This is a genomic window from Pedobacter sp., from assembly GCF_045628745.1.
Taxonomy (GTDB): domain Bacteria; phylum Bacteroidota; class Bacteroidia; order Sphingobacteriales; family Sphingobacteriaceae; genus Pedobacter.
The window spans coordinates 1-25876 of the sequence record NZ_JAZQPU010000021.1 but is presented as its reverse complement, the minus strand read 5'-3'; the positions used below and the strand labels follow the sequence as shown (position 1 = coordinate 25876).

The window sequence follows — 25876 nt, the reverse complement described above, 5'->3', positions numbered from 1 at the left end:
GGGAGGACTTAAGGTAAGAATGGTTTGACCTTTTCCAGGGCAAATTCAAGCTGCTCCGATTCACTGATGGCCGTATTGTCTAAAATGATGGCATCTTCGGCCCTTACCAGCGGACTTTCCTCGCGTGTAGTGTCTGCATAATCACGGTGTGCAATGTTTTCAAACACCTCCTCCAGGGTTGTGCTTGTATCGCCTTTTTCCTGCATTTCTTTGAAGCGTCTTTCTGCGCGAAGCTTAGGGTCTGCTGTCATGAACAACTTTACCTGTGCATCTTCAAAAACTGTGGTGCCAATATCGCGACCATCCATCACAATATTTTTAGATTTGCCCATGCGCTGCTGTTGTCGCACCATCTCATGGCGTACCAATTTGTTGGCAGCAACGGCGCTTACATTTTCTGAAACCGGCATTAGCCTGATCTCCTCAGAAACCTCTTCGCCATTTAAGGTGATGTGGCTCTGGTAATCACGGGAGTGAAAATTTAATTCTATATGTTGTAAAGCATCCTTTACCGCTTCGTTATTGTGGATGTCAACGTTATTTCTAATAAAATAAAGGGTGACGGCACGGTACATGGCACCGCTGTCAATATATATAAAACCCAATTTTTTCGCCAACGCTTTAGCCAGTGTACTTTTACCGCAAGATGAATATCCATCAATGGCAATAACCAGGTTTTTTCTCATATGCCGCAAAGTTAATGTTTTAGGGATTTTTACGTATTGTTTTCGATAATAATTAAGTGGAAAAATTTAATACCAGCTTTAAGAAATGTTAATTTTAGCACATGATCCCCGTTAGAGAAGATATTTTAGAAAACGCAACCTTTAAAACCTCCCGCAGTGGAGGTAGTGGAGGGCAGCATGTCAATAAAGTTTCCAGCAAAGTAGAACTGGTGTTGAATATAGCACAAGCACCTTTTTTAGATGATTTGCAAAAAGCGCTGCTGATGGAAAGACTGGCCCACCGGCTGGATCAGGAGGGAAACCTGCATATTATTGCCCAAGAAGACCGCAGTCAGTTGTTGAATAAGGAAAGGACACTCTTAAAAGCGGTGGCCTTGTTAAAAGCAGCCCTGCATGTGGCCAAAGTAAGAAAGCCCACCCGCATACCGAAGGCGGTAGTGCGGAAGAGACTCAATAACAAACATGTCCAGGCAGATAAAAAGGTAAACCGCAAAAAACCATTTATAGGCGATTAGTTGAACCTATAATACATGCTGATTTTGCCATATTGATGTGCCTTGGCATTACTTTCCACTTCCCTGGTTTTAAATACCAGGCCAAAATCAAAGGTAAAACGTTGCGAACTGTAGTTAAAGCCTATTTGCTGCGCAAAAACGATGGGCTTGGCATCAAACGTTACCGGACTGTCGTCGTTGAACATGCTGCCTTGAATAGTCGCATCATAGGCCACCACATTCAGCTGCGGTTTAGCATAGAAAAACACTTCCTTTTCTACCAGCGCCTGTGTTTTAGCCCCATTGCCAATAACGGAATGCGTAGAAGCGGAGTTAAAAAGCTGATTGATCTTTCCGGCCCTGAAAAATACAGCAGCACCAGCACCACTAAAGGTTGTTCCTGCTCTTGCATAGCCATCAAAAGAGAAGTCTACGGTATTGCTGGTTGAGCGGTGAAGCAAACGCGTGTATTGCGCAGCTAAATTAACCGCCATTTCATTTCTAATCTGGTATTCCCAGCCCTCAGGTTTATAAAAACCAACGGTATTGTGTAATAATTCTTGCCCTTTTTGTGCCAGCGCATCCGGACCTGTGGTTCCAATCTGTGCACTTGCTTTAATCACGCTTTCATTTTTGCGGAACCAGCTTATGGCGCCTTCGGCATACAGGTAGCCAGCGAAAGGCCTGTCCTGGCGTAAGGGGTCTGGCGCATAACCTGACCGCGGATTGTACATTTTCTGTCCTGCACTCAGCTCATAAGTTTTCTTTTCCAGCTTTTCGCTGATCCTATCTGTAGCAATAGCATGGCGGAAATTGATGAAAAGCCCATTGGTATAATAGCGATCCAGACCATAAAAAAGGTAGGCATCGTTATCACTTCTAAAGCCAAATTCATTCTTATAAGTCTGCGCTTTCAGTGATGCAAAGGAGCAAACAAACAATAATAAAAGGCTGTATTTTACAGGTTTCATCGCAGAGAATTTATGGTTAATCATAGGGAAATTACAGAAAGGTTTATGTTATCCTTTAGCCGGAAGGTATTTTTATAGCATATTAAAAAGGCTCCGTAAATTAATCCGGAGCCTAAATGTATATTTATATTTTGGAGACCATTAGTTTAAAACTGATTTTATTTTAACAGTAAGATCCTGTGGGTCCTTCACTTTATCTTTCATCAGGGCCAGTTCAATCACTTCCTTCATTTCAGCTACATAATGAAAATTAAGGTCTTTAATATAACTTTCCTTGATTTCAAGGATATCTTTTCTGTTTGATTTACATAAAATGATATCTTTGATATTAGCTCTTTTTGCAGCAAGGATTTTCTCCTTGATGCCACCAACCGGCAATACCTTACCACGGAGGGTAATTTCGCCCGTCATGGCCAGGTTAGACTTCACTTTACGCTGCGTAAATGCCGACGTCAGTGCTGTTAGCATGGTTATACCTGCAGAAGGACCATCTTTTGGTGTTGCCCCTGCCGGTACGTGAACGTGGATATCCCATTGGTCAAAAAGCTCATATTTAATGTCGAACAAGTGGGCATGTGCACGTAAATAAGCCAAGGCAATGACTGCAGATTCTTTCATCACATCACCCAGGTTACCTGTAAGCGTTAACTTTCCTTTACCGGGACTTAAACTCGCTTCAATAAAAAGAATATCACCACCAACTGAAGTCCAGGCTAAACCTGTAACCACACCCGCTACTTCATTACCTTCATAAAGGTCTTTGTCGTAAATAGGGGCACCTAAAATTCTTTCTACATCTGCATTGCTCAATACAGGATCGTAAGCTTCTTCCATAGCTATTTTTGTAGCTACACCACGAACAAGCGAACCAATTTTTTTCTCCAGACCACGAACACCAGACTCACGGGTATAATCTTCAATTACCTTTTCAATAAGGTGAGATTTTAAAGTAATATCTTTATTGTTGATACCGTGTACTTCTTTTTGTTTAGGCAGCAGGTATTTTTTAGCTATTTCTATTTTTTCTTCAATAGTATAACCGTTTACCTCAATAATCTCCATCCTGTCGAGCAAAGCTGGCTGTATGGTGCTCAATGAATTGGCGGTGGCAATAAACAGCACGTTCGACAAATCGTAATCTGTTTCTACATAATGGTCATTGAAGGCATTGTTTTGTTCAGGATCCAGCACTTCCAATAAGGCCGATGAAGGATCGCCACGATAGTCGGCACCCACTTTATCAATCTCATCCAATACAAACACAGGATTTGCAGCACCCGCTTTTTTGATAGACTGAATAATTCTACCTGGCATGGCACCAATATAAGTTTTACGGTGACCACGAACTTCGGCTTCATCCCTGATGCCACCTAAAGCCATCCGTACATATTTACGGTTTAAAGCTTTGGCAATGGATTTACCCAGGGAAGTTTTTCCTACCCCCGGAGGGCCTACCAGGCAAAGAATAGGTGCTTTCATGTCGCGTTTAAGCTTCAATACAGCCAAATATTCTATAATCCGCTGTTTTACTTTTTCCAATCCAAAATGATCTTTATCTAAAACACGCTGTGCACGCTTTAAATCAAAGTTATCTTTGGTAAAATCGTTCCATGGAAGGTCCAATAATAACTCCAGGTAATTGATCTGGATGGAATAGTCTGGTGCAGCAGGGTTCATTCTGCCCATTTTTTCCAGCTCTTTATCAAAATGCTCTTTGACATGCTCAGACCATTTTTTCTTCTTCGCACGCATTTCCAACGCTGCATATTCTAAATCGCTGGAGTTGCCACCTAATTCTTCCTGAATGGTTTTCAACTGCTGATTTAAAAAATAATCACGTTGCTGCTTGTCTAAATCTACCCTAACTTTTGATTGAATCTGGTTTTTAAGTTCCAGCATCTGCAGCTCAAGTGTCAGCAGGCTCATTACCATCTCTGCACGTTCGCGCAATACTGTCATTTCCAGCATTTTTTGCTTGTTGGCCACATCTGCATTCATGTTTGAAGAGATGAAGTTGATCAAAAACGACGTGCTTTCTATATTTTTCAGTGCTATACCAGCTTCACTGGGAATGTTTGGTGAAAGCTGTATAATTTGTGAAGACATTTCACGGATGGAAGCAATTAAAGCCTTGAACTCTTTATCAGGCTTTTCTTTTGTTTCCTCAAATTTCTCTATCGTTACCTTAATATAAGGGTTTACCTGCACTTCAGTCAATAACCTGAAGCGCTGTTTACCTTGTATAATCACGGTGGTATTGCCATCAGGCATTTGCAGCATTTTAATAATCTGTGCTACAGTACCCACTTTATTTAAGTCATCAAATGTAGGATCTTCGATAGATACATCACGCTGTGAAACCACCCCAATAGTGCGGTTACCTTTATAAGCCTCCTTTATTAACTTTATAGATTTATCTCTTCCAACAGTAATTGGAATCACTACACCAGGAAAGAGTACCGTGTTGCGTAAAGGCAGAATTGCCAATACCTCCGGGGTTTCTTCACTATTCATTTCATCCTCATCTTGCTGAGTCATCAATGGAAAAAATTCGGTATCTTCATTTATGATGGGTAGTGCATTGCCAAAATCAAATTGATCTTTTATACTCATTAATTGCCTTTTTAAAATTTTAAACGACAAACTGACAGCTTGTCGCTGAAATTTATAATTATTATCTCGCAAGGGTATTTTCAACTCTTGTGCCAAAACTTTCATAACGGGTTTTATATGTTAAAAAGGCAGATGATTAAAATATTTTTATTGTTAATCATATTTCTTAATATTCTACGTTTAAGATTTAATTCTTAAATGGTACAATAGTTGCCTATTGTGTATCTTTAATTTTTATAACTTTATTTTTCTAAATAAAATTTGATGAACTACTTTAAAAAAGTGACCTTTCTTTTTCTTATATTTTTAACTTCCCATACTGCATTTGCGCAAAATAGCGGTTATGATAAACTCGGCATGCAGGCCATGATGAAGGGAGATTTTAAAGGTGCCCTGGTTCCATTGGAAAAAGCAGGTGCTAAAAATCCTAACGATACTAATGTATTAAAAATGCTTGGTTATTCTTACTTTCAGTGTGGCGATTATGAAAATGCCATTGCCAATTTTACTAAATTAATCTCTTTAAAACCAGCCGATTACTATGCTTATTACTACCGCGGTAAAGCAAGGCTAAACATTGCTAATGATCCTAAAGAATCGTTAAGCCAAATGCGTGATAACTTCTATTTGTCGGCTATTAAAGATTTCAGTAAAGCTATTGAGCTCAATGGCGAAGAAGATGCCCAGTTGCTACAAAACAGAGGTATTGCTTATAAAGATTATGCAATTTTTAAATCTTACAAGATTAAAAAGAAAGTTGATAAAGTGGCTTGTGTTGCCTTATTCAACAATGCAACAGCAGATTTCCAAAAAATATTAACTATTCAGCCTCAACGTAAAGACATCATCTCTTTAGTGAGCTATGTAAAAGCACAGGTAACTAGTTTGAAATAAATTAACAATGTTACTTATTAAAAAAGGGTATCCTATCACTAAATAGGGCACCCTTTTTTTATGTGCAAATTTTAAAATTTGTTATTAAAGATACAAAAGCTATAGTTGCCCTTTAATGTTATATTTCTTTTGACCCATGAGTCTTATCTTTTGAGTTTTACTGATTTCGTAAAGGCTATCAGGATAATAGCTTAAGGAATCGGTAGACTGGTAGAGGTAATTGCTGGTGTTCAGCAGTACCTTAATAGCTACTATTTTATTTTCTTTACGCGTTATGAGCAATTTCTTAACGATCACTTTTTCTTGCGTAGCGGTGTAAATCTCTTGATTTTTATTCTTAGTAACCTTAAAAAATCCCTGCCATGCCGACTTGTTGATGTCAGCATCTATAAAATTAGCGAATTCCTTATTCCAGTCGGCAATATGCACCGCCTTGGTTTCCATGGCCTCATTGACAGCAACGGTTTTTTGAACAAGCGCATTCTTTTTATTCAAACGTAGAGCCTCTTGTTCAAAATAACCCTTAAGGTTAAAATAGTGCTGCGGCTGTTGCTTTTGTTGTTCTGCATGGCCACAAGACAGCATGAACAATAAAGAACAAGCAGCAAAGAAATTTTTATACATTAGACTAAGCAATTACCTGTCATGATTGCGGGTTTTTCTATGCCCATTAATTTTAATATGGTAGGGGCCACATCGCCAAGTTTTCCATCAGCAATATGTGTATAGTCAGTACCCACTAAAATGCAGGGAACAAGGTTAGTGGTATGTGCCGTATTTACAGAACCATCCGGGTTTAACATATATTCTGAATTTCCATGATCAGCAAGGATGATAAAAGCATAACCCTTTTCTAAACCTTTGGTTACCACAGCTTCGGCACAGCGGTCGGCAGTTTCTACTGCTTTCACTACAGCGTCAAATACACCTGTATGGCCTACCATGTCGGGGTTGGCAAAGTTCAGGCAGATGAAATCTGCCCATCCTGTTTCCAGTTCTTCAATAATGGCAGCGGTAATACCCTGTGCACTCATTTCAGGCTGCAAATCGTAAGTAGCCACTTTTGGTGAAGGAATCATGATGCGCTTTTCGTTTTCGAAAACCTTCTCCCTGCCACCAGAGAAGAAAAATGTAACGTGTGGATATTTCTCCGTCTCGGCAATTCTTATTTGGTTTTTATGGTGTTTTTCCAGTACTTCACCCAGTGTTTCTGTTAAATCATCTTTAGTATACATCACCTTTACGTTAGAGAAATTCTCATCATATGAGGTCATGGTTACATAATATAAAGAAAGAGGGTGCATGTCATAGTCAGGGTATTCCTTCTGACAAAGAGCAGAAGTAATTTCGCGGCCACGGTCGGTGCGATAGTTAAAGCAAATCACTACATCTCCCTCTTTAATGGTTGCCAGGGGCGTTCCATCCGCGTTGGTGATCACGATAGGCTCCGTAAATTCGTCGGTAATACCCCTCTCGTAAGAATCTTTAAGGGCCTCCATCGCATCCTGTGTAGGGGTACCCACACCTTTTACCATCAGGTCGTAAGCTTTTTTAACCCTTTCCCAGCGCGAATCGCGATCCATGGCATAATAACGGCCTACTAAACTGGCTAATTTAGCGGCAGAATTTTGAAGATGGTGCTCCAGGTCTTCAACAAAACCAAAACCCGATGTAGGGTCGGTATCACGACCATCCATAAAAGCATGAACGAAGACATTTTTTAAGCCTTGTTCATCAGCAGCGGTGCACAGTGCTTTAAGGTGGTTGATGTGCGCATGTACACCACCATCAGATAAAAGGCCGATAAAATGAACGTTTTTACCATTTGCCTTGGCATGGTTAAAAGCTTTCAGTAGTTCAGGGTTAGAGAAAAAAGACCTGTCGCTGATCGCCTTGTTGATTCTGCCCAGTTCCTGGTAAACCACGCGGCCAGCACCAAGATTCATATGGCCTACTTCAGAATTCCCCATCTGCCCAGCCGGTAAGCCAACGGCTTCACCTGAGGCCTCTAACTTAGAGTTTGGGTATTTCTTTAACATAGAATCAAAAAAAGGGGTGTTTGCAGCATAGGCAGCATCTGATTCATCTTGGTTTCCATATCCCCAACCATCCAGAATAAGGAGCATTACTTTTTTATCTTCCATCAAAATCTTATTTAATTGTGTTCTTTTATCAAAACAAATATAAGTTTATTCAGATTTACTATCGCAGTTAATCGTAATTATTAAGCGTATAGTGGCTTAATTTTTGTAACAATAAATCTATATATTTGTAATAATGATTAGATTTTTGTTCCCCATTCTTGTCTTGATGGCGCCCTTTATACCCCAGGGTTTATTTCAAAGCGACTTTATCGATCAATTGTCTCCCTTATTTAAAGCCGGTAATTCACAAGAAATTGCAAAAAACTTCAATCCTTCGATCGCTTTAAGCATCCTTAAGGAAGAAGATGTGTATTCTAAAGTACAGGCGGAACAAATATTAAGAGATTTTTTCAGCAAACACAATCCCACAAATTCCACAGTTTTACACCTCATAAATACCAATCCTAATATGCGCTTTGGCATCCTTAGCCTGGCCACAAAAAATGGGAAGTTCCGCATTTCGATCACTTCAAAGCGAACGAATAATGTATTTTTAATTACTGAACTTAGAATTGATCAGGAGAAATAGTTAAAGAATACAGGTAAAATGCTATTTTTGGGTTAAAATTGAAAATTTGGACAAGCAAATCATAAACTTATTTATAAAAAATGCTCTTGCCGAAGACCTCGGTGATGGCGATCATACTACGTTATCCACAATTCCTGCAGAGGCACAAGGGAAAGCCAAACTGATCATCAAAGAGGATGGTGTGTTGGCGGGCATTGAACTGGCTCTTGAAATCTTCAAACATGTTGACCCTCAGCTAAAAACAACAGTTTTTTTGAAAGATGGCGACCAGGTTAAATATGGCGATATTGCTTTCACTGTTGAAGGCAGCACACACTCCATTTTGCTGGCAGAAAGGCTGGTTTTAAACTGTATGCAGCGCATGAGTGGCATAGCTACCAAAACGCAGCGTATTGTTTCCTTATTAAAACCCTACCATACGCAGATTCTTGATACCCGCAAAACTACACCAGGTTTAAGGTACCTGGAGAAATTAGCGGTAAAAATTGGTGGTGGCGTTAATCACCGCATTGGTTTATACGACATGATCTTGATTAAAGATAACCATGTTGACTATGCCGGTGGCATCAGCAACGCCATTAGCGCGGCTAATGCGTACCTTGAAAAAACAGGTAAAAAACTAGAAATAGAAATTGAGGTAAGAAATTTTGAGGAGTTAAACCAGGTCCTGGAAGTTGGAAAAATTAACCGAATTATGCTTGATAATTTCAATTTCGACGATTTAAAAGCGGCGGTTAAAATTATTGACCATCGCTATACTACAGAAGCTTCTGGCGGTATTGTTGAAGAAAACGTTACCGGCTTTGCCGAATGTGGGGTTGATTTTATATCCATGGGCGCATTGACGCATTCGGTTAAGAGTTTAGACATGAGTTTAAAAGCCTTTTAGAATGATATCTATTTATTCTATTTCTGCCGTGCTGCTTGCTTATCTGTTTGGGTCAATTCCATCTGCAGTATGGCTGGGCCAGGCTTTTTATGGCGTAGATGTACGCGAATATGGAAGTGGAAATGCAGGAGCCACCAATACCTTCAGGGTTTTAGGTACCAAGGCTGGCATAGCCGTGATGACTATCGATATCCTGAAAGGTTATACGGCAACCAAACTGGCCTATTTCATTGGGCTTTCTATTACCGGGCCTCATAACTCTTCGCAGTTCATTAATTTCCAGCTGGCTTTAGGACTCACCGCCGTAGTTGGACATTTATTCCCCATTTTTGCAGGTTTTAGAGGGGGTAAGGGTGTCGCTACGCTTTTTGGAATGATTTTAGCAGTAAACACTCCGGCAGCTTTACTTTGCGTTGTTGTATTTGTTACCGTGTTGCTGGTTACTAAATATGTTTCCTTAAGTTCTATTTGTGCAGGTTTTACCTTCCCCTTAGGCATTATATTCATATTTCATTCCACTATTCGGTCCGAGGTTTTGTATAGCATGTGCGTCTGTATATTAGTGCTTGTTACGCATCAAAAAAACCTGGAAAGACTTTTAAAAGGCAAAGAATCTAAAGTTTACCTGTTTAAAAGAAAAAAAGATTAAACCTAAGTTCATGAAAAAAATCCTTTTGTTTGGTATGGCCGTTACAATGCTAACGGTTTATTCCTGCTCCACAGTTCCTTTATCCGGTCGTAACCGTTTAAGTTTTATCAATGAAAGTGAAATGCAAACTGCTGCGGCACAAAGTTACACCGCACTTCTGAAAGATCCGGGCACCAAAGTATTGAACAATACAGAAGCCGCAAGAGTGAAAAGAATTGGCCAGAAAATTGCCAATGCCGTTACCCAATATATGAATGCTAATGGTTATGCCGAACAAATTCAGGGCTTTAAATGGGAATTCAACTTAATAGAGAGTCCTGAAATTAACGCCTGGTGTATGCCAGGAGGTAAAGTGGCGGTTTACACCGGTATTTTGCCGGTAACTAAAGACGATGCTGGTTTAGCCACAGTAATGGGCCATGAAATTGCACATGCGGTAGCTAAACATTCTTCGGAGCGTGCTTCTAAAGCAACCCTTGCAGAAGGTGTTGGTGGTTTGTTAGGTGCTGCCACAGCAGGAAAATCTGCAGGTACGCAACAGATCTTAAACCAGGTTTATGGAATTGGCGCGCAAACAGCCTACTTATTACCAAATTCAAGAACGCAGGAATTAGAAGCTGATCATTTAGGCTTAATTTTTATGTCTATGGCTGGTTATAACCCTTCAAATGCGGTAAGCTTCTGGCAACGCATGGCTACAGCTAGTGCCAGCAGCTCTAAACCACCAGAATTTTTAAGTACCCACCCTGCAGATGCAACCAGGATTGCACAAATACAAAAAGACCTTCCTGAAGCACAAAGATATTTGAACTCTACCACAGGAAAGCCTGTTAAATAATTTAGTTTTTTAAAGCTTTGAATGTGCCGCATTCCTTAACAGGGATGCGGTTTTTTTTGTTGGCTTTTGTGATTAACGGCTAAGCTATTTTGTGTTTCTTAGATTGTGTTCTTCTTAAAATATAGTTATTAGGCAAGTTATAGTTTCCATAGCCTTCAGAGGGCATTGGTAGGGCCTTCGTAGGGCCTTCCTATATCGACGGATAACTAAAGGCTCTACAAATGCCCTTGAAAGGTATACTGAATAATTAAGAAATTATTACTTGAGGTAAAGTTGATAAATAGCTGTATTTAGTACACAAGGTACCGCTAGAAAACGCAACAAAAGTCATTTTCAATCCACCGGAAATTGTTTTTAAAATTGAAAAGGAAGGTTTTTTCTTTAAATAGAGGTATAGAGGGAATTAGTACCAGTTACAGCGATCTGCTGTTTAACGTTTGGCGCATGGCTGCGGCCTTAATGAGGCATTCCTGGTATTCACTTTCTGCATCTGAGGCATAGGTGATGGCGCTGCCCACTTTAAAAGAAAGGTATTGGCTGGAGGCCTGGTACAAGAGGGTCCTGATGATGACGTTAAAGTCGAAATCTCCTGATGGGGTAATATAGCCAATAGAGCCAGAAAAAGCCCCTCTTTTATTGTTCTCCAGCTCTTCAATGAGGTTCATGGCCTTAATTTTTGGTGCGCCAGTCATGGAACCCATCGGGAATGAATTTTTGATGGCATCAATAAAATGCACTGCTGGATTTAAGGTGCAGCTAATGGTAGAAATCATTTGGTGTACCTGGGGAAAGCTGTAAATGCCGAAAAGTTCGGTTACTTTCACGGTGCCGGGGAGGGCACTTCGGGTGAGGTCGTTGCGCACCAGGTCTACAATCATTACATTTTCGGCCTGTTCTTTCTTGTTCTCTTGTAATTGTTGCTTCAACAGCTGGTCGGCAGCACCATCGGCACTTCTTTTTGCTGTGCCTTTGATAGGCTGGGAGATGAGCTGGGAGCCTCTTTTACAAAGAAAGCGCTCCGGACTAGCAGACAGCAAATACTGATCGTCGATTTTAAAATAACCAGAAAAAGGACTGGGAGAAATAGCGTTGAGCGATTTATAAACTGATAGTGGGTTAATGTGTGCATTTTTAGCGAAAAACTCCTGGCAGAAAGTAATTTCATAGCAGTCGCCTTTGCTCATGTGGGCTTGTAATTCTTTAACATGCGAAAGATAGGTGTCTTTACTGAGGCTGCTTTCCATGTTGACCTTAACAAGGGATGGCTCTTCAATTAATGCCTCCTCAATTTGCTGTAATACGTCTTCAGAACCCTTCAACACGGTAATTTCCGTGCCATTTACGCCAATGAGGTGTTGAGGCACAAAGAAATAAAGGTCTGGAAAGCCCAATAAGTCTGGGTTTGCAGATTGCAGCGCCTCGGTTTCATTCTTTAAATCATAACTCAACAAGCCAAACATCCAGTCGGGCTGCGCCTCATAAAAGTTTTTTAGCTCCAGGAATGCTTCACCGCAGGGAGCATTCAACACCCGCTCGGCACCAGCGGCAATCATAAAATCGTATTGATGATAATGATCAGGGTAACCATTACCGTCCAGCACTGCACAAACAGCAAAACTATCTGCCCAACTTAAGGCTTTATGTTTGAATAATTGGAGCTCAGGGTGTATCGTTGATTCCATTGTGGAATGAAAGGGGAACAAAAAAAGGCGGCTGGTGGCCGCCTTTTTTATCGTGATGATTAAAAATCTATATCAGCTCTAGAGTTTGAACGCGATCTGGTCCAACAGAAAGATATTTTACCGGAACTTCAAGTTCTTTCTCCAAAAAGGAGATGTAAGCGCTTAAGTTAGCCGGAATTTCTTCCACTTGAGTTACTTTAGTTACATCAGTTTTCCAACCTTCAATAGCTTTTAAAACCGGTGTAGGTTTCACAGAGATAATGTCGTATGGCATGTAATCAATAGTTTCACCATTATATTCATAATGCGTACAAGCATAAATGGTATCAAAACCATCTAAAACATCAGCCTTCATCATGATTAATTCAGTAACACCATTTAACATGATGGCATATTTCAAGGCAGGAATATCAATCCATCCGCAACGACGGGCTCTGCCTGTAGTTGCACCAAATTCATGACCAATCTGGCGTAAGCTTTCACCAACTTCGTCATCTAATTCAGTAGGGAAGGGGCCGCCACCAACACGAGTACAGTAAGCTTTGAAAATACCGTAAACATTGCCAATTCTATTTGGGGCAATACCTAAACCAGTACAAGCACCTGCAGTAGTAGTGTTAGAAGAAGTTACAAATGGGTAAGAACCAAAATCTACATCTAGCAAGGTACCTTGTGCACCTTCAGCCAATACAGTTTTTCCTTCTTTTAAGAAACCATTTACATAATGTTCACTGTCAACATGAGGGATAGTTTTGATAAACTCTATCGCTTCAAAGAAAGCAGCTTCTTTTTCAGCAAGGTCATAATCAAAGGCATAGTGAGAAAGAATTTCTTTATGTTTCTCTACCAGTTTATTGTAACGTTCTCTGAAATCAGGTAAAGTAGTATCGCCGACGCGTAAACCATTTCTACCTGTTTTATCCATGTAGGTTGGTCCAATACCTTTTAAGGTAGAGCCAATTTTATCCTTGCCCATTTTCTGCTCATTTGCAGCATCCAATAATTGGTGGGTAGGTAAAATAAGGTGTGCTTTACGCGCAATAACCAATTTGCCTTTAGCAACCGGATCATGGCCTGCAGCCTTAAGGTTATCTAATTCTCTTTTTAAAATGATTGGGTCAATTACTACCCCATTTCCGATAAGATTCATCGTTTTTTCGTTGAAAATACCTGAAGGAATGGTATTTAAAACAAACTTTTTGCCGTCAAATTCTAAAGTATGGCCTGCATTTGGTCCGCCCTGAAAACGAGCGATCAAATCATATTGTGGACTTAAAACGTCAACAATTTTACCCTTGCCCTCGTCGCCCCATTGCAGGCCGAGAAGCACATCTACTTGCGTCATTATGTTAAATTAGGAAAAGATTAGTATTGTATATTTTAATTTGCATGTTGTATTTCCACATTTGGTTTTACGGTTGTTTTTTCTTTGCAGTCAAAGCAAACGCCGTAAAGATTAAGGGAATGGTGTTTGATATCAAACTTAAGCAACTCGCCCACCATACTTTGAATCTGGTGGATACGGGGGTCGCAGAATTCTACCACCTTACCACAGTCAATACAGATGATATGGTCGTGTTGGTGGTAGCCGTAAGATTTCTCAAATTGTGCCATGTTTTTGCCAAACTGATGTTTGGTTACCAGATCGCAAGACACTAATAATTCCAGGGTATTGTAGACTGTAGCCCTGCTCACCCTGTATTTCTGGTTCTTCATATGGATGTAGAGGGTTTCTACATCAAAGTGATCGTCTCTGGAATATATTTCCTCCAGTATCGCAAAACGCTCAGGGGTTTTCCTTAGTGCTTTGTTCTCCAGGTAGGCTTCAAATATTTTCCTGACCAGTTCGCTGTTGTGATTTGTAGACATAGTTTTCAGACTCCTCTCAAAGATACCAATTTTTAAATTAACCTCGGAGTAAAATCCCAAATTTAGGTATCAAACCGGGTTACGCCTGTTACACCGGGCACCTCTAAAAGGTTTTCAATCAGCTTATCCAGGTGATCGGTATCATTGACATAAATCATGATGGAACCGTCAAATATACCATTATCGGTATCAACAGTAATAGAACGCATGTTCACCTTAAAATCGTTGGAAATAACCTTGGTAATATTGTTAATTAAACCTACATCATCAATGCCAATAATATGCAAACCGGTAAGGAAGGTAAGTTGTTTTTGACTGTTCCATTTAGCTTTAACAATGCGGTAACCGTAATTTGCCATCAGCTGTGCAGCATTAGGACAATTAGTGCGGTGAATTTTGATACCTTCGCTGACAGTGACGAAACCAAAAACATCATCGCCAGGGATTGGGTTACAACACGCAGATAATTTGTAATCTATTTTCTGAAGGTCTTCACCAATCAACAGGATGTCTGACTCTGGATTTTTGACACGGTTTAACAGTGCATCAATTTTCTGGTTGTCGGTTTTTTCCTGTGCACCGCGGTTTTCTATTTCTTTTTCTGTCGCAAGGTATTCTTTAAGGTCTTTTAGTTCAATTTTACCCTGTGCTATGTTAATAAAAAGCTCCTGTGTAGAAGGAAGCTTAAAGAAATAAGTAAGCTTGTTCAGGTTATCTGTATTATAAGTAATCTTCAGTGATTTCAGCTTTCGTTCTAAGATTTCCTTTCCATGCTCTGCAATTTTTCTCTTCTCTTCTTTTAAAGAAGATTTGATTTTAGACTTCGCTTTGGCGGTCACCACAATGTTCAGCCAGTCTTCTTTAGGTACCTGTTTGTTGGAGGTGATAATTTCTACCTGGTCGCCATTTTGTAGTTTATGCGATAGAGGCACCAGCTTATGGTTAACCTTGGCACCAATACATTTAGCACCTACATCAGTATGAATCTCAAAAGCAAAATCAAGTGCCGTAGCGCCAAGTGGCAATTGCAATAAGGCTCCCTTAGGCGTAAAAATAAAGATCTCGTCAGAGAAGAGGTTCATTTTAAAGTCGTCAAGGAAGTCCAAAGCATTGGCTTCAGGATTGTTAAGCATCTCGCGCACTTTCATAATCCATTGGTCAAGACCATTGTCATTGCTGGATTCTTTATATTTCCAGTGTGCTGCAAAACCTTTCTCAGCAATCTCATTCATGCGCTGTGTACGGATCTGCACCTCTACCCATTGGCCTTTTGGCCCCATAACAGTGGTGTGTAAAGACTCATAACCATTACCTTTTGGAGAGGAAACCCAGTCGCGTAAACGATCAGGATTAGGTCTATACAAATCAGTAACAATAGAATAGGCTTTCCAGCAATCTGCTTTTTCCTGTTCTGGAGGACTATCAAGGACTATCCTGATGGCAAAAAGATCATATACCTCCTCAAAAGGGATATTTTTCTTCTTCATTTTATTCCAGATGGAATGGATGGATTTCGGGCGACCATAAATTTCACAGTTCAGTCCTTGTTCTTTTAAGATCTCCTCTATTGGTTCCACAAAGCGTTTGATGAAAAGGTTGCGTTCCGCCTTTTTTTCATTCAGCTGTGTGGCTATATATTTATAGGTATCAGGCTCTAAATATTTCATGGAGAGATCTTCCAATTCAGATTTGATGGCATATAATCCTAAACGGTGAGCCAGGGGAGCATAGAGATAAATGGTTTCAGACGCAATTTTTAATTGCTTTTGTCTGGGCATAAAGTCCATGGTCCGCATGTTATGCAGGCGATCTGCCAGTTTAATTAGGATAACCCTTACATCATCAGCAAGTGTAAGCAGCATTTTTCTAAAATTCTCTGCCTGTAAGGAGCTGTTATAATCAAATACCCCTGATATTTTAGTGAGTCCGTCTATTATTTTAGCTGTTTTTTTTCCAAATTCTCTTTCGATATCCTCAAGGGTCACATTTGTATCCTCAACTACATCATGCAGTAAAGCACATACTATAGAAGTAGTACCCAATCCAATTTCTTCTGCTGCTATTTGCGCTACTGCAATAGGGTGGTAGATATAAGGTTCACCAGATTTTCGGCGCATATTTTTGTGGCTTTCCAGCGCCATATCAAATGCTTTTCTGATTTCCTTTTTATCACCCTTTTGCATAGTTGGCTTACATGCGCGTAGAAGGGCACGGTATCTCTTCAGTATCTCTTGCTTCTCTGCTTCCAGGTCTATAACCAATGTGTTCTTCATTTGTATTATTTTCGAAATAATGTAACTTGCTTTGCGTTAAAGCACTATATTAGTTTTGTTATTATTCTATTTGATATAAGGATTACAAAAATAGAAGTTCGAATGGAACCTAATATATAAAATTGCTTTAACTTTACAGCAGTATAAATTTATGAAATTTTATAAGTTACTTGTTCTGCTTATTGTCATTATTGCCGCTCCGTCTGTAAAAGCACAGGTAAAACCTAGTCCTTATAAAATGCCGGTGCTGGGTAAAAATGACACCATCATGGTGGCCTCCACCAATGTTGATGGCGAAATGATACCATGGATCCCCTTAAATGAGGTTGTTATCTATGGTCAACGCATCTTTAAATCTCCCGCAGAACGTGTAGCTTTTAATCGTTTACGTTATAATGTACTAAAAGTCATGCCATATGCACTCTATGCCAAACGTAGATATGAACAATTGGAAAGAGATTTAGCGCTGACAAGTAATAAAAGGGACCAAAAGAAACTGGTAAAGGCCTGTGATGCTGAGATTAAACAGATGTTTAACAAGGAAATAAAAGAGCTGACAATTACACAAGGAAAAATATTAACAAAATTGGTTGACCGCGAGCTTGGCCGTACTACCTACGATATCATCAAGGAAAGTAAGGGCGGTTTGAAGGCTTTCGTCTATCAATCTGTTGCCCGCGTGGTAGGCCATAACCTTAAAAGTACATATAGCCCTGTTGAAGACAGGGAAATAGAAAACATTATTATTTCATCAGGGTATTACCAATAATATAATGACAGATCACTCAAAAAGTATATATCAATTTAAGGTAAAACTGCTCAATGGCCTTGAAAAAAACTTAGCTGCCTACCAAAATAAAGTACTTCTTATTGTTAATATCGCTTCAGGGTGTGGCTTTGCGCCCCAGCTAGAGGAGTTGCAGAAGCTACGTGCTGAATATAAAGAGCAGGGATTTGAGGTGCTGGCTTTTCCATCTAATGATTTTGGCCGTCAGGAACCCCTAAATGGAATTGAAATCAGTGAATTCTGCCAGGTAAACTTTGGCGTGGAATTTCCGGTATCCGAAAAAATTATGGTCCGTGGCGAGATGGCACATCCTTTATTTAAATTCTTAGCGGACATCAAACAGAATGGAAATATCAAATCTACACCGCGCTGGAATTTTCATAAATATTTGATTAATAAAAATGGGGAAGTAGTAGATTACTTTTACCCTTTCACCAAGCCGCTTTCTTCAAAAATTAAAAAGAAGATTGAGCGCTTGTTACTCTAAAAAAACTACATGAAATTAGATCTAATCGTCTTTGCTGTACATCCCGATGATGCCGAACTGGGCTGCTCAGGAACCGTATTGAAACATATTGCTGCTGGCAAAAAAGTTGGTATTGTTGATTTTACCCGTGGCGAATTAGGTACCCGTGGTACCGCAGAAACCAGGGATGAGGAAGCTGCTGCTTCTGCAAAGATTTTAGGCTTATCGGTACGTGAAAACCTGCGTTTCCGCGATGGTTTTTTTAAAAATGATGAAAGCCACCAGCTGGAAGTGGTAAAAATGATTAGAAAATACCAGCCTGAGATTGTGCTAAGCAATGCTTTACACGACAGGCATCCTGACCATGGCAGGGCTGGGGATTTAGTGAACGACGCTTGTTTTTTAGCAGGCTTGCCTAAAGTGATCACCGTTTTTGAGGGCGAGGAGCAGACTGCTTTCCGCCCAAGGCTAACCTTCCAATACATCCAGGACCGCTATATCAAGCCTGATGTCATTATTGACATCACCCCTTTTATGGACCTTAAAATTGAATCTATCAAGGCTTTTAAAACCCAGTTTTACAATCCTGATGTGGAAGGGCAGCAGACTTATATCTCTTCGCCCGAGTTTTTTGAGAGCGTTATTGGTAGGGCACGGGAGTTCGGCAAGTCTATTGGTGCTACTTATGGCGAAGGTTTTACTTCGCGCAAATTACTAGGCGTAGACGATTTGTTTCAACTGCGCTAGTTAAAAGGATTTTTAACCACACTTGTATTGCCCATTGCGCTTTTTTCGTAAAGGGCAATGCAGGATGCATTATAGGCAGGGTCGAAATTTACTTTGCCGGCATAGGCTTCTTGTGGTATGGAGCTGCCTTCTTTAAAGAAGTATACTTTGGTGTTCCCACCTTTATGGTGTGGTTTAAAATTACCAAAAGTTTCCATTTCTGCAGATGAGGTGTCTTTTACCGTCACAATGTAAACGTATTGCACAGGCCCTGTGTTGTTTTCATTTCTGTAATGGGTAACTTCCTTAAAATCACCTTTTAAATCTGAGATGCCTGGTTGAAAGAAAGTTCCTTTAATCATCCAGCCCACCAGAATGATCACGGCAAGGGCTAAAAATATATTCGTTTTGTTTTTCATCTTTTTTATAAATTCATCCAATCCAGTCTATTGTCTATCAATTTGCACGCTGAGCTAAATTGGTTATTTTAACAAGTATGGGAATGGATGAATTACTGTTTATCTATTTTAAAGGGTTGGTAAAATGCGCTCCAAAACGGCCAATCCCTCATCAATATGTTTCTTCTCTATACATAACGCTGGTCTGAAGCGAATAGTTCTATTGCCACAACCCAGGAACATTACATTTTGCTCCATGCCCTTTTGGATAAAGGCATTGCGAATATCTTTATCGGGTAAATCAAAGGCACATAACAGACCTACACCGCGTACATTAGTCATCAGCTCATGCTTTTCAGCAAGAAGTTCAAGCTTGTCTTTTAAATACTGACCAACCACGGTAGCATTTTCGCAAAGGTTATCCTCCTGAATAATCTGTAAAATTTGTGTGGCACGCACCATGTCTACCAAACTACCGCCCCAGGTGGAGTTGATTCTGGAAGGCACATTGAAAACATTATGCTCTACCTCGTCCACTTTATTGCCCACTAAAATACCACATACCTGCATTTTCTTGCCAAAGGCAACGATATCCGGACGAGCTTTTTCACTGAAATGCTCATGGCACCAGAATTTACCGGTTAAACCTACACCGGTTTGAACTTCATCGTATATTAAAAAGGCCTCATTTTCATCTGCCAGTTGTTTAAGCTGGATCAGGAATTCTTCGCGCAGGTGGTTATCGCCACCTTCAGATTGTATAGGCTCGATGATGATGGCACAGATTTCATCTTTATTTTCTGCAAAAGCTTGTTTCACCTGTTCAATAGAGCGCTTTTCGGTTTCCTCAGCAGTAGCTAAATTCTCCTCGTTTAAAGGAAAGCGAACCGTAGGTACGCTAACCCGTGGCCAGTCGAACTTGGCAAACCACTTGGTTTTATCGGGAAGGGTATTGGTTAAGCTTAAGGTATAGCCGGTTCTGCCATGGAAGGCACGTTCAAAGTGCAATACTTTAAAGCCTTTTTCTTCCTGGAAACCTTTGGCGAAGTTCTTTTGAACTTTCCAGTCCATCGCTACTTTAATGGCATTCTCTACCGCTAAACCACCGCCGGCGATAAAAAAGGCATGCGGCAGGTAATGGGGGATGCCCACTTTTGAAAATGTATCCACAAACTGTGCATATTGTTGTGTATACACATCAGAGTTAGAAGGGTTGGATAAGGCTGCGGCAAGTAGATTTTGTTTGAAGGCTTCATCATTGATCATTTTTGGGTGGTTGTAACCCAAAGGCACAGATGCAAAACAAGTGAAGAAATCTAAGAGCGTGCGTTCATTTTTAGAATCATAGATATAAGCACCATGACTTTTATTAATGTCGTAGGTAAGGTCGTAACCGTCTGCTAAAATATGCTTGCTTAAAGTTTCATTAACTTCTCCTGGTGGTATGGTTAGTTGATACATAGAATCAATTTTAGGTGATAATCAAATGTAACAAAATCAGTCTGATAAACAAATAAAGCGGCATTTAGACGGTGAAAAAGCTTTTAAAGGTGTTCTAAAGCTATTTTTCCAAAGAGAAAAACGAGAAAGAGAATGGGTTTCCATGCGTTGATTGCTGGAAACCCATTTTATGGATTTTGGCTTCTACTAAAGTGCCTACAGGAAATAATTTTTCTGAATATAACAGAATCACTGCTCCGGTTTATAAGTGGTCATTACAGTGGCCATAAAAACACCATTTTCAAGTCTAAAAGACGCCATTATTTGTCATTTTATGAGGTGAATGAGTTTAAGGAAGGAATACTTCTGCTATTTTTTCTTTCTTGCCTAAGATGCCAAGCAGGCCACCGGTATGGATAGCAACAATTTTATCGTTTTCTTTGAAGTAATTGTTTTGATGGAGGTCAAAAATAGCATAAAACATTTTGGCGGTATAGACGGGGTCTATCAGGATGCCTTCATTGGAAACAAAACGGGCCATGAATTCTAAAAGTGCAGGTTGCGTTTTAGCATAACCCCCAAAATGATAGTCGGTATGTAAATTCAGCTGCTCAATATTGCCGGTATAATGGTAGATTTCATTGGCAATAAAATCTCCCCCTTTTAAAACAGGGATCACATGAAGCTGTGTTTTTAATTTCCTTTTTTGGATGCCTTTTAATAAGCCTGCAGCGGTAGTACCCGTGCCTGCGGCACAAAAAATATGGTCTACATCATCTGGAAGTTCGTCAATAATTTCTGCACAGCCTTTTACAGCTTCGGCAGAGGCACCCCCTTCATCAATAAAAAAGGCAGAGGCATCATCTTTAAAGAAATCTTTAAACAGCGCAGGTTTGTTTAAATACTCCTCGCGGTTGGTGAAGATGAGCTTCATGCCATACAGACGGCACAAGAGCAGCATTTCATTTTCTACAGGCTCACCTCTAACAAAAGCGGTGGCCTTAAAACCAGCGCGTGCTGCTGCTGCTGCTGTTGCCAGCAGGTGGTTGGAGTAAGCGCCGCCAAAAGTTACCAGGTGCAATTTATTGAGCCTGACCGCTTTCTCTAACAGGTATTTGAGCTTGCGCCATTTATTTCCTGAAATATAAGGGTCTATAAGGTCATCTCTTTTTACCCATAAGCCGCTAATTTCGGTTTGTCTTAATTGATGTAGTGGACTGTTGATAGTTGCAAACATTGATGCAAATATAGAATCCATTCTCCTTATTCTAATTATGATTTAAAATATATCTTTTTAATCAGGTAAGGGAAAAAATTGAGAATTATTTTAACGTTCTGCGCAAATACTTTCATTATTTGATAGTTATTTTAATAATATCGGTTAATTAAAAAGTTCGTTGAAGCTGTTATTCTTAATTTAGTCCAGTAAAAGTTTTGATCCGCTGATCAGGAAAATAGAAGTTAGAAGGGCAATGAAGCCGGTAAAAGTCTTTATATTGTAACCTATTGAGGCTATGCTCAAATTGTAAGCCAATTTCTTTTTAAATATGTAATTCTTAAAGATTAGTTTTGTAGCATGGAAAATACCAATGCAGGACTGGAATTAGAGGAGCAGGATTTATTTGAGCATTTTAATATTGTTGTTGATAAAGGACAATCCTTATTAAGGGTTGATAAGTTTTTGATGCATCGTTTAGAAAACGCATCACGTAACAGGATACAAAACGCAATTGATGCAGGGAATGTACTCGTTAATCAAAAACCTATAAAACCTAGTTACAAGGTAAAACCTGAAGATGAGATTTCCATTGTTTTTCCACACCCACCGAGAGATACAGAAGTTTATCCGGAGGATTTACCTTTAGATATCATTTATGAAGATAAAGACCTTTTAGTGGTGAATAAAGTTGCGGGTATGGTTGTTCATCCCGGGTTTAACAATTATACAGGTACGTTGGTGAATGCCCTTGCTTTTCATTTTGACCAGCTGCCACAGCTGCCAGGAAATGAAGGTCGCCCAGGTTTGGTGCACCGTATTGACAAGGATACTTCGGGTTTACTGCTGATCAGTAAAAACGAAATGACCATGACTAAATTGGCCAAGCAGTTTTTTGACCACACCATTACCCGTAAATACCTTGCTTTGGTATGGGGAGATATAGAAAATGATGGCACGGTAACGGGTTACATTGGCAGAAGTGCTAAAAACAGAATTATCATGGATATTTATGATGAAGAAGAAAAAGGCAAGTGGTCGGTAACACATTATAAGGTAATTGAGCGTTTAGGTTATGTAACCTTAATCAGTTGTCAGTTGGAAACCGGTCGTACGCATCAAATCAGGGCACACATGCAGCACATCTCACATCCACTATTTAGTGATACTAATTATGGTGGTGATAAAATATTGAAAGGAACAACCTTTACCAAATACAAGCAATTTGTTAACAACTGCTTTGAAATTATGCCGCGCCAGGCTTTACATGCACAGACATTAGGTTTTATACACCCCAGCACAAAGGAATACATGGAATTTGAAGCTCCATTGCCTGCAGATTTTGAGGGTGTACTTCATAAATGGAGAAATTACATTGTACAACCTTAAACCGATAAAGGGATCATCAATCGTATAAGATACTAATGCAGCAACAATATATTTTACATAACGACGAGTTTTTAAACAGCAGTCAACCTGTGCTCAGTGCCGAAAACCGTAGCTTTCGCTATGGTGATGGTTTGTTTGAAACCATCAGGATGAGCAATGGTAAGCTGAACTTCCCTGAATTACACGTAGAAAGGTTAATGCAGGGCATGAAAACGATGAAGATTGAAGGCAGCGCCCTGCTGGATGAGTATTTCCTGAAGCAAAAGACGGCAGAACTGTGCAAGAAAAATAAAATCAAAGACAATGTAAAGTTCCGCTTGTCAGTATACCGGCAGGGTGATGGCTTATATACCCCCAACAGCAATAAGTATGGGTATATTCTGGAGGCTACACCCTTGCCAAATGCGAATTATGAACTCAATAAAAAAGGACTCATTGTTGATGTCTACAATGAAATTACCAAGCCTGTTAACCTGTTGTCGAACTTAAAAACCAGCAGTGCCCTGATGTATGTGATGGCAGGATTGTATAAAAAACAGCATAAGCTTGATGAAGCCATCATCTTAAACCAGCATGGCTTTATCTGTGAAAGCATTAGCTCCAATATTTTTGTGGTCTACGATAAGCAGATTTATACACCTGCGTTGAGTGAAGGCTGCATTAGTGGTGTGATGCGCAAAGTGGTGATGCAGCTGGCCAAAGCACATAACATTTCTATCATTGAAGCGCAATTGAATCCCGAGGTTTTGCGTCAGGCAGATGAGGTTTTTGTAACCAATGCAATTGGCGGCATCCGCTGGGTAATGGGCTATGGGCGCAAGCGTTATTTCAATGAAAATGCCAAACACTTAAGCGCCCTGCTGAACGCTGTTTAAAGATTACGGTTGTTATGAATTACAACCGCATTCCTCTTAAAAATTCTTCTACCAACATTCTTTTCTTACCCTCATATTGCAGCTCTGTTAATTTTAAAAAGCCATCCCTGGTGGCAAACTTCAAGAAAGTTTTTCCATCACTCAGGAAACCACCGGGGGCAATGCCAGGCTCTTTATGTTCTATTTCTGCTTTAAACACCTTCAGCGTTTTATCGTTAAGCGTAGTAAAAGCTGTAGGGTAAGGACTCAGGCCACGCACTAAATTATAAACGGTTTGCAGCGGCTGGTTCCAGTCGATTTTACAAAATTCTTTAAATATTTTAGGGGCATGTTTTAAATCTGCCGACTGTTTTTGCGGTTGCTCTTTATAGTCACCTGATTCTATAGCTTTAACGGTTTCCACCAAAAGCTCAGCACCAACTACCATCAATTTATCATGCAGATCGCCAGCAGTGTCGGTATCGGTAATTTCCACCTTTCGGGCTTCAATGACATCCCCCGTATCAATTTCATGTTTCAGAAAAAAGGTGGTTACGCCACTTTCTTTCTCCCCATTGATGATGGCATGGTTAATTGGGGCAGCACCACGGTATTGTGGCAGCAGGGAGCCATGTAGATTAATTGTCCCTTTTGGAGGCATATTCCACACTATTTCTGGCAGCATCCTGAAAGCCACCACCACCTGTAAATCAGCGTTGATGTTTTGCAGGGCAGCAATAAATTCAGGGTCCTTTAATTTCAAAGGTTGCAAAATGGTGAGCCCTTTTTCCATTGCATATTTTTTAACGGCACTCTCACTCAATTTTTGTCCGCGGCCCGCAGGTTTATCTGCTGCCGTTACCACTGCTGCTATCTCAAAGCCAGCATCAACTAATGCAGCAAGTGAAGCCACGGCAAAATCGGGTGTCCCCATAAAAACTATTCTCATGTTCCTGTGTTTATTTAGCAAAATAACTAAAAATATGGCGCAATGCTTCATGTAAGGCTATATTCATGTGCCATTTCTTCTAACCTTATCATTTATAAAGAATGCAGACTGCCGAAGAGATTAAACAAAGCGGGTTAATTTACATGACCGATGCCAACCCGGGCATCTACAGAAAAGGTAAAGCGGGTGCATTTTATTACCTCGATAAAAACAACAAAAGGGTTACCGACGAAGCGCAGCTGGAAAGAATTAAGGCTTTGGTATTACCACCTGCATGGACTGAAGTCTGGATAGCGCCAAAGAAAAATGCATACCTTCAGGCTACAGGTATTGATGCCGCAGGCAGAAAACAATACCGATATCACCATAAGTGGACCTCCCGGCGTTCGGATAGTAAATACTACCGCCTGCTTGATTTTGGTAAAGTGTTGCCACAGGTGCGTAAGCATATTGCCAAAGACCTGAGGCGCAAAAATATGGATGAAAGAAAAGTCCTGGCCATCTGTGTGCAGCTGATGTTGAAAACATTTCTGCGCGTGGGCAATGAGTTCTATCAACAAACTTATGGCAGCTTTGGCTTGAGTACCCTGCGCAATAAACACGTCAAAATAAACGGCAATACGCTGAAGCTTAATTTTATAGGCAAAAAAGGGGTGCGGCAGGAGGTTACGTTGAATGATAAAACCTTGGCTAGACTGGTGAAAAAGTGTAAGGAAATACCCGGACAGGAGCTTTTTCAATATTATACCGATGGCAAGGAGCACCAGTCAGTAGACTCCGGAAAAATTAATGAGTACATCAGGGAGATTACCGGCAGTGACTTTACAGCAAAGGATTTCAGAACCTGGGGTGGCACGTTAGAAGCCTTGCGACAGCTGGGTAAATGTATGCATGTAGATAATGACGAGCGGCCGCGCAAAAAGATCATCGTAGAAGTGCTGGATTGTGTGGCCAGTAAATTGGGAAATACACGTGCTGTATGTAAAAGCTCTTATGTGTATCCTTTATTATTGGAGGCATTTGAAAACGATAGGCTTTCAAAATACCTCCAAAAAGTTAATATCGATAAACCGCATACACAGTATGCCCTGGAAAATGATGAAAAAGTGCTGATGAAATT

Annotated in this window: 25 protein-coding genes; 12 read left to right on the top strand and 13 right to left on the bottom strand. The window is 40.2% G+C overall.

The genetic code is table 11. The annotated features are described in order from the left end of the window. Window positions 1–8: 8 nt before the first annotated feature. Window positions 9–686 carry a (d)CMP kinase gene (cmk, locus tag ACR2F7_RS01000; RefSeq protein WP_432711747.1) on the bottom strand — a complete coding sequence of 226 codons (678 nt, stop codon included), beginning with the start codon at window positions 684–686 and terminating at the stop codon, window positions 9–11. Between the two features lie 101 nt (window positions 687–787). On the opposite strand from cmk, the gene arfB reads away from it, so the two are divergent. Then, on the top strand, window positions 788–1201 hold the full coding sequence (gene arfB / locus ACR2F7_RS00995; protein ID WP_432711746.1) for an alternative ribosome rescue aminoacyl-tRNA hydrolase ArfB: 414 nt from the start codon (window positions 788–790) through the stop codon (window positions 1199–1201). Here arfB and ACR2F7_RS00990 read toward each other — a convergent pair. Both ACR2F7_RS00990 and lon read right to left on the bottom strand, forming a co-directional pair. Further along, window positions 1198–2151 (bottom strand): lipid A deacylase LpxR family protein, encoded by a 954-nt coding sequence (locus tag ACR2F7_RS00990; RefSeq protein WP_432711745.1) that lies wholly within the window; start codon window positions 2149–2151, stop codon window positions 1198–1200. The genes arfB and ACR2F7_RS00990 overlap by 4 nt on opposite strands. Window positions 2152–2292: 141 nt before the next feature. Next, window positions 2293–4764: an endopeptidase La gene (gene lon, locus ACR2F7_RS00985; protein WP_432711744.1), complete on the bottom strand. Its 2472-nt coding sequence runs from the start codon at window positions 4762–4764 to the stop codon at window positions 2293–2295. A 264-nt stretch (window positions 4765–5028) separates the two neighbouring features. On the opposite strand from lon, the gene ACR2F7_RS00980 reads away from it, so the two are divergent. Then, entirely contained in the window at window positions 5029–5658 is a 630-nt protein-coding gene (locus ACR2F7_RS00980) for a tetratricopeptide repeat protein (RefSeq protein ID WP_432711743.1), read from the top strand. Between the two features lie 99 nt (window positions 5659–5757). On the opposite strand, the gene ACR2F7_RS00975 is transcribed toward ACR2F7_RS00980, so the two are convergent. Together ACR2F7_RS00975 and gpmI are read right to left on the bottom strand one after the other, a co-directional pair. Further along, complete coding sequence (locus tag ACR2F7_RS00975) at window positions 5758–6282, bottom strand: hypothetical protein (RefSeq protein WP_432711742.1); 525 nt, start codon at window positions 6280–6282, stop codon at window positions 5758–5760. Continuing rightward, the gene (gene gpmI, locus ACR2F7_RS00970; protein ID WP_432711741.1) at window positions 6282–7802 is read right to left on the bottom strand and encodes a 2,3-bisphosphoglycerate-independent phosphoglycerate mutase; all 1521 of its coding nucleotides are present in this window, start codon (window positions 7800–7802) and stop codon (window positions 6282–6284) included. Before gpmI ends, ACR2F7_RS00975 begins: the two co-directional genes overlap by 1 nt. Before the next feature lie 133 nt (window positions 7803–7935). On the opposite strand from gpmI, the gene ACR2F7_RS00965 reads away from it, so the two are divergent. From ACR2F7_RS00965 to ACR2F7_RS00950, 4 genes are read left to right on the top strand one after another with little or no spacing between them, the layout of a single operon-like run. Continuing rightward, window positions 7936–8331 (top strand): DUF4783 domain-containing protein, encoded by a 396-nt coding sequence (locus ACR2F7_RS00965; RefSeq protein WP_432711740.1) that lies wholly within the window; start codon window positions 7936–7938, stop codon window positions 8329–8331. Window positions 8332–8377: 46 nt separating this feature from the next. Next, window positions 8378–9220, top strand: a complete 843-nt coding sequence (gene nadC / locus ACR2F7_RS00960; RefSeq protein ID WP_432711739.1) for a carboxylating nicotinate-nucleotide diphosphorylase — start codon at window positions 8378–8380, stop codon at window positions 9218–9220. 1 nt (window position 9221) lies between these two features. After that, on the top strand, window positions 9222–9869 hold the full coding sequence (gene plsY, locus ACR2F7_RS00955) for a glycerol-3-phosphate 1-O-acyltransferase PlsY (protein WP_432711738.1): 648 nt from the start codon (window positions 9222–9224) through the stop codon (window positions 9867–9869). A gap of 10 nt (window positions 9870–9879) precedes the next feature. Next, entirely contained in the window at window positions 9880–10707 is an 828-nt protein-coding gene (locus tag ACR2F7_RS00950; RefSeq protein WP_432711737.1) for a M48 family metallopeptidase, read from the top strand. Between the two features lie 413 nt (window positions 10708–11120). Here ACR2F7_RS00950 and ACR2F7_RS00945 read toward each other — a convergent pair whose 3' ends face one another. The 4 genes from ACR2F7_RS00945 to ACR2F7_RS00930 all read right to left on the bottom strand — a co-directional run bounded on the left by ACR2F7_RS00945 (window position 11121) and on the right by ACR2F7_RS00930 (window position 16531). Further along, complete coding sequence (locus tag ACR2F7_RS00945) at window positions 11121–12389, bottom strand: anthranilate synthase component I family protein (RefSeq protein ID WP_432711736.1); 1269 nt, start codon at window positions 12387–12389, stop codon at window positions 11121–11123. A gap of 67 nt (window positions 12390–12456) precedes the next feature. Further along, window positions 12457–13734 (bottom strand): adenylosuccinate synthase, encoded by a 1278-nt coding sequence (locus ACR2F7_RS00940; RefSeq protein ID WP_432711735.1) that lies wholly within the window; start codon window positions 13732–13734, stop codon window positions 12457–12459. Between the two features lie 35 nt (window positions 13735–13769). Next, window positions 13770–14258: a Fur family transcriptional regulator gene (locus ACR2F7_RS00935; protein WP_432711734.1), complete on the bottom strand. Its 489-nt coding sequence runs from the start codon at window positions 14256–14258 to the stop codon at window positions 13770–13772. Window positions 14259–14320: 62 nt separating this feature from the next. Continuing rightward, window positions 14321–16531, bottom strand: coding sequence for a RelA/SpoT family protein (locus ACR2F7_RS00930; RefSeq protein ID WP_432711733.1), 2211 nt, complete (start codon window positions 16529–16531; stop codon window positions 14321–14323). A gap of 151 nt (window positions 16532–16682) precedes the next feature. On the opposite strand from ACR2F7_RS00930, the gene ACR2F7_RS00925 reads away from it, so the two are divergent. Genes ACR2F7_RS00925 through bshB1 form a run of 3 tightly spaced genes read left to right on the top strand, consistent with a single transcriptional unit; the run spans window position 16683 to window position 18531 of the window. After that, a complete protein-coding gene (locus ACR2F7_RS00925) occupies window positions 16683–17300 on the top strand; it encodes a DUF4294 domain-containing protein (protein WP_432711732.1) in 618 nt (205 codons plus the stop codon). Between the two features lie 4 nt (window positions 17301–17304). Next, window positions 17305–17805 carry a glutathione peroxidase gene (locus ACR2F7_RS00920; protein WP_432711731.1) on the top strand — a complete coding sequence of 167 codons (501 nt, stop codon included), beginning with the start codon at window positions 17305–17307 and terminating at the stop codon, window positions 17803–17805. Window positions 17806–17814: 9 nt separating this feature from the next. After that, window positions 17815–18531 (top strand): bacillithiol biosynthesis deacetylase BshB1, encoded by a 717-nt coding sequence (bshB1, locus tag ACR2F7_RS00915; protein WP_432711730.1) that lies wholly within the window; start codon window positions 17815–17817, stop codon window positions 18529–18531. On the opposite strand, the gene ACR2F7_RS00910 is transcribed toward bshB1, so the two are convergent. The 3 genes from ACR2F7_RS00910 to ACR2F7_RS00900 all read right to left on the bottom strand — a co-directional run bounded on the left by ACR2F7_RS00910 (window position 18528) and on the right by ACR2F7_RS00900 (window position 21585). Further along, on the bottom strand, window positions 18528–18929 hold the full coding sequence (locus ACR2F7_RS00910; protein WP_432711729.1) for a hypothetical protein: 402 nt from the start codon (window positions 18927–18929) through the stop codon (window positions 18528–18530). The two genes, bshB1 and ACR2F7_RS00910, sit on opposite strands and share 4 nt — an antisense overlap. A 108-nt stretch (window positions 18930–19037) precedes the next feature. Continuing rightward, window positions 19038–20369: an L-lysine 6-transaminase gene (gene lat, locus ACR2F7_RS00905; protein ID WP_432711728.1), complete on the bottom strand. Its 1332-nt coding sequence runs from the start codon at window positions 20367–20369 to the stop codon at window positions 19038–19040. A gap of 328 nt (window positions 20370–20697) precedes the next feature. Beyond that, complete coding sequence (locus ACR2F7_RS00900; protein WP_432711755.1) at window positions 20698–21585, bottom strand: 1-aminocyclopropane-1-carboxylate deaminase/D-cysteine desulfhydrase; 888 nt, start codon at window positions 21583–21585, stop codon at window positions 20698–20700. A gap of 339 nt (window positions 21586–21924) precedes the next feature. On the opposite strand from ACR2F7_RS00900, the gene ACR2F7_RS00895 reads away from it, so the two are divergent. Both ACR2F7_RS00895 and ACR2F7_RS00890 read left to right on the top strand, forming a co-directional pair. After that, complete coding sequence (locus ACR2F7_RS00895) at window positions 21925–22953, top strand: RluA family pseudouridine synthase (protein ID WP_432711727.1); 1029 nt, start codon at window positions 21925–21927, stop codon at window positions 22951–22953. 35 nt (window positions 22954–22988) lie between these two features. Then, window positions 22989–23828 carry an aminotransferase class IV gene (locus tag ACR2F7_RS00890; protein WP_432711726.1) on the top strand — a complete coding sequence of 280 codons (840 nt, stop codon included), beginning with the start codon at window positions 22989–22991 and terminating at the stop codon, window positions 23826–23828. Between the two features lie 19 nt (window positions 23829–23847). Here the strand turns inward: ACR2F7_RS00890 and fmt are convergent, their stop codons facing one another. Continuing rightward, window positions 23848–24756, bottom strand: a complete 909-nt coding sequence (fmt, locus tag ACR2F7_RS00885; RefSeq protein WP_432711725.1) for a methionyl-tRNA formyltransferase — start codon at window positions 24754–24756, stop codon at window positions 23848–23850. A gap of 101 nt (window positions 24757–24857) precedes the next feature. On the opposite strand from fmt, the gene ACR2F7_RS00880 reads away from it, so the two are divergent. Continuing rightward, window positions 24858–25876, top strand: a 1019-nt coding sequence (locus ACR2F7_RS00880; protein WP_432711724.1) for a DNA topoisomerase IB, incomplete at its 3' end; no start/stop codon positions are given.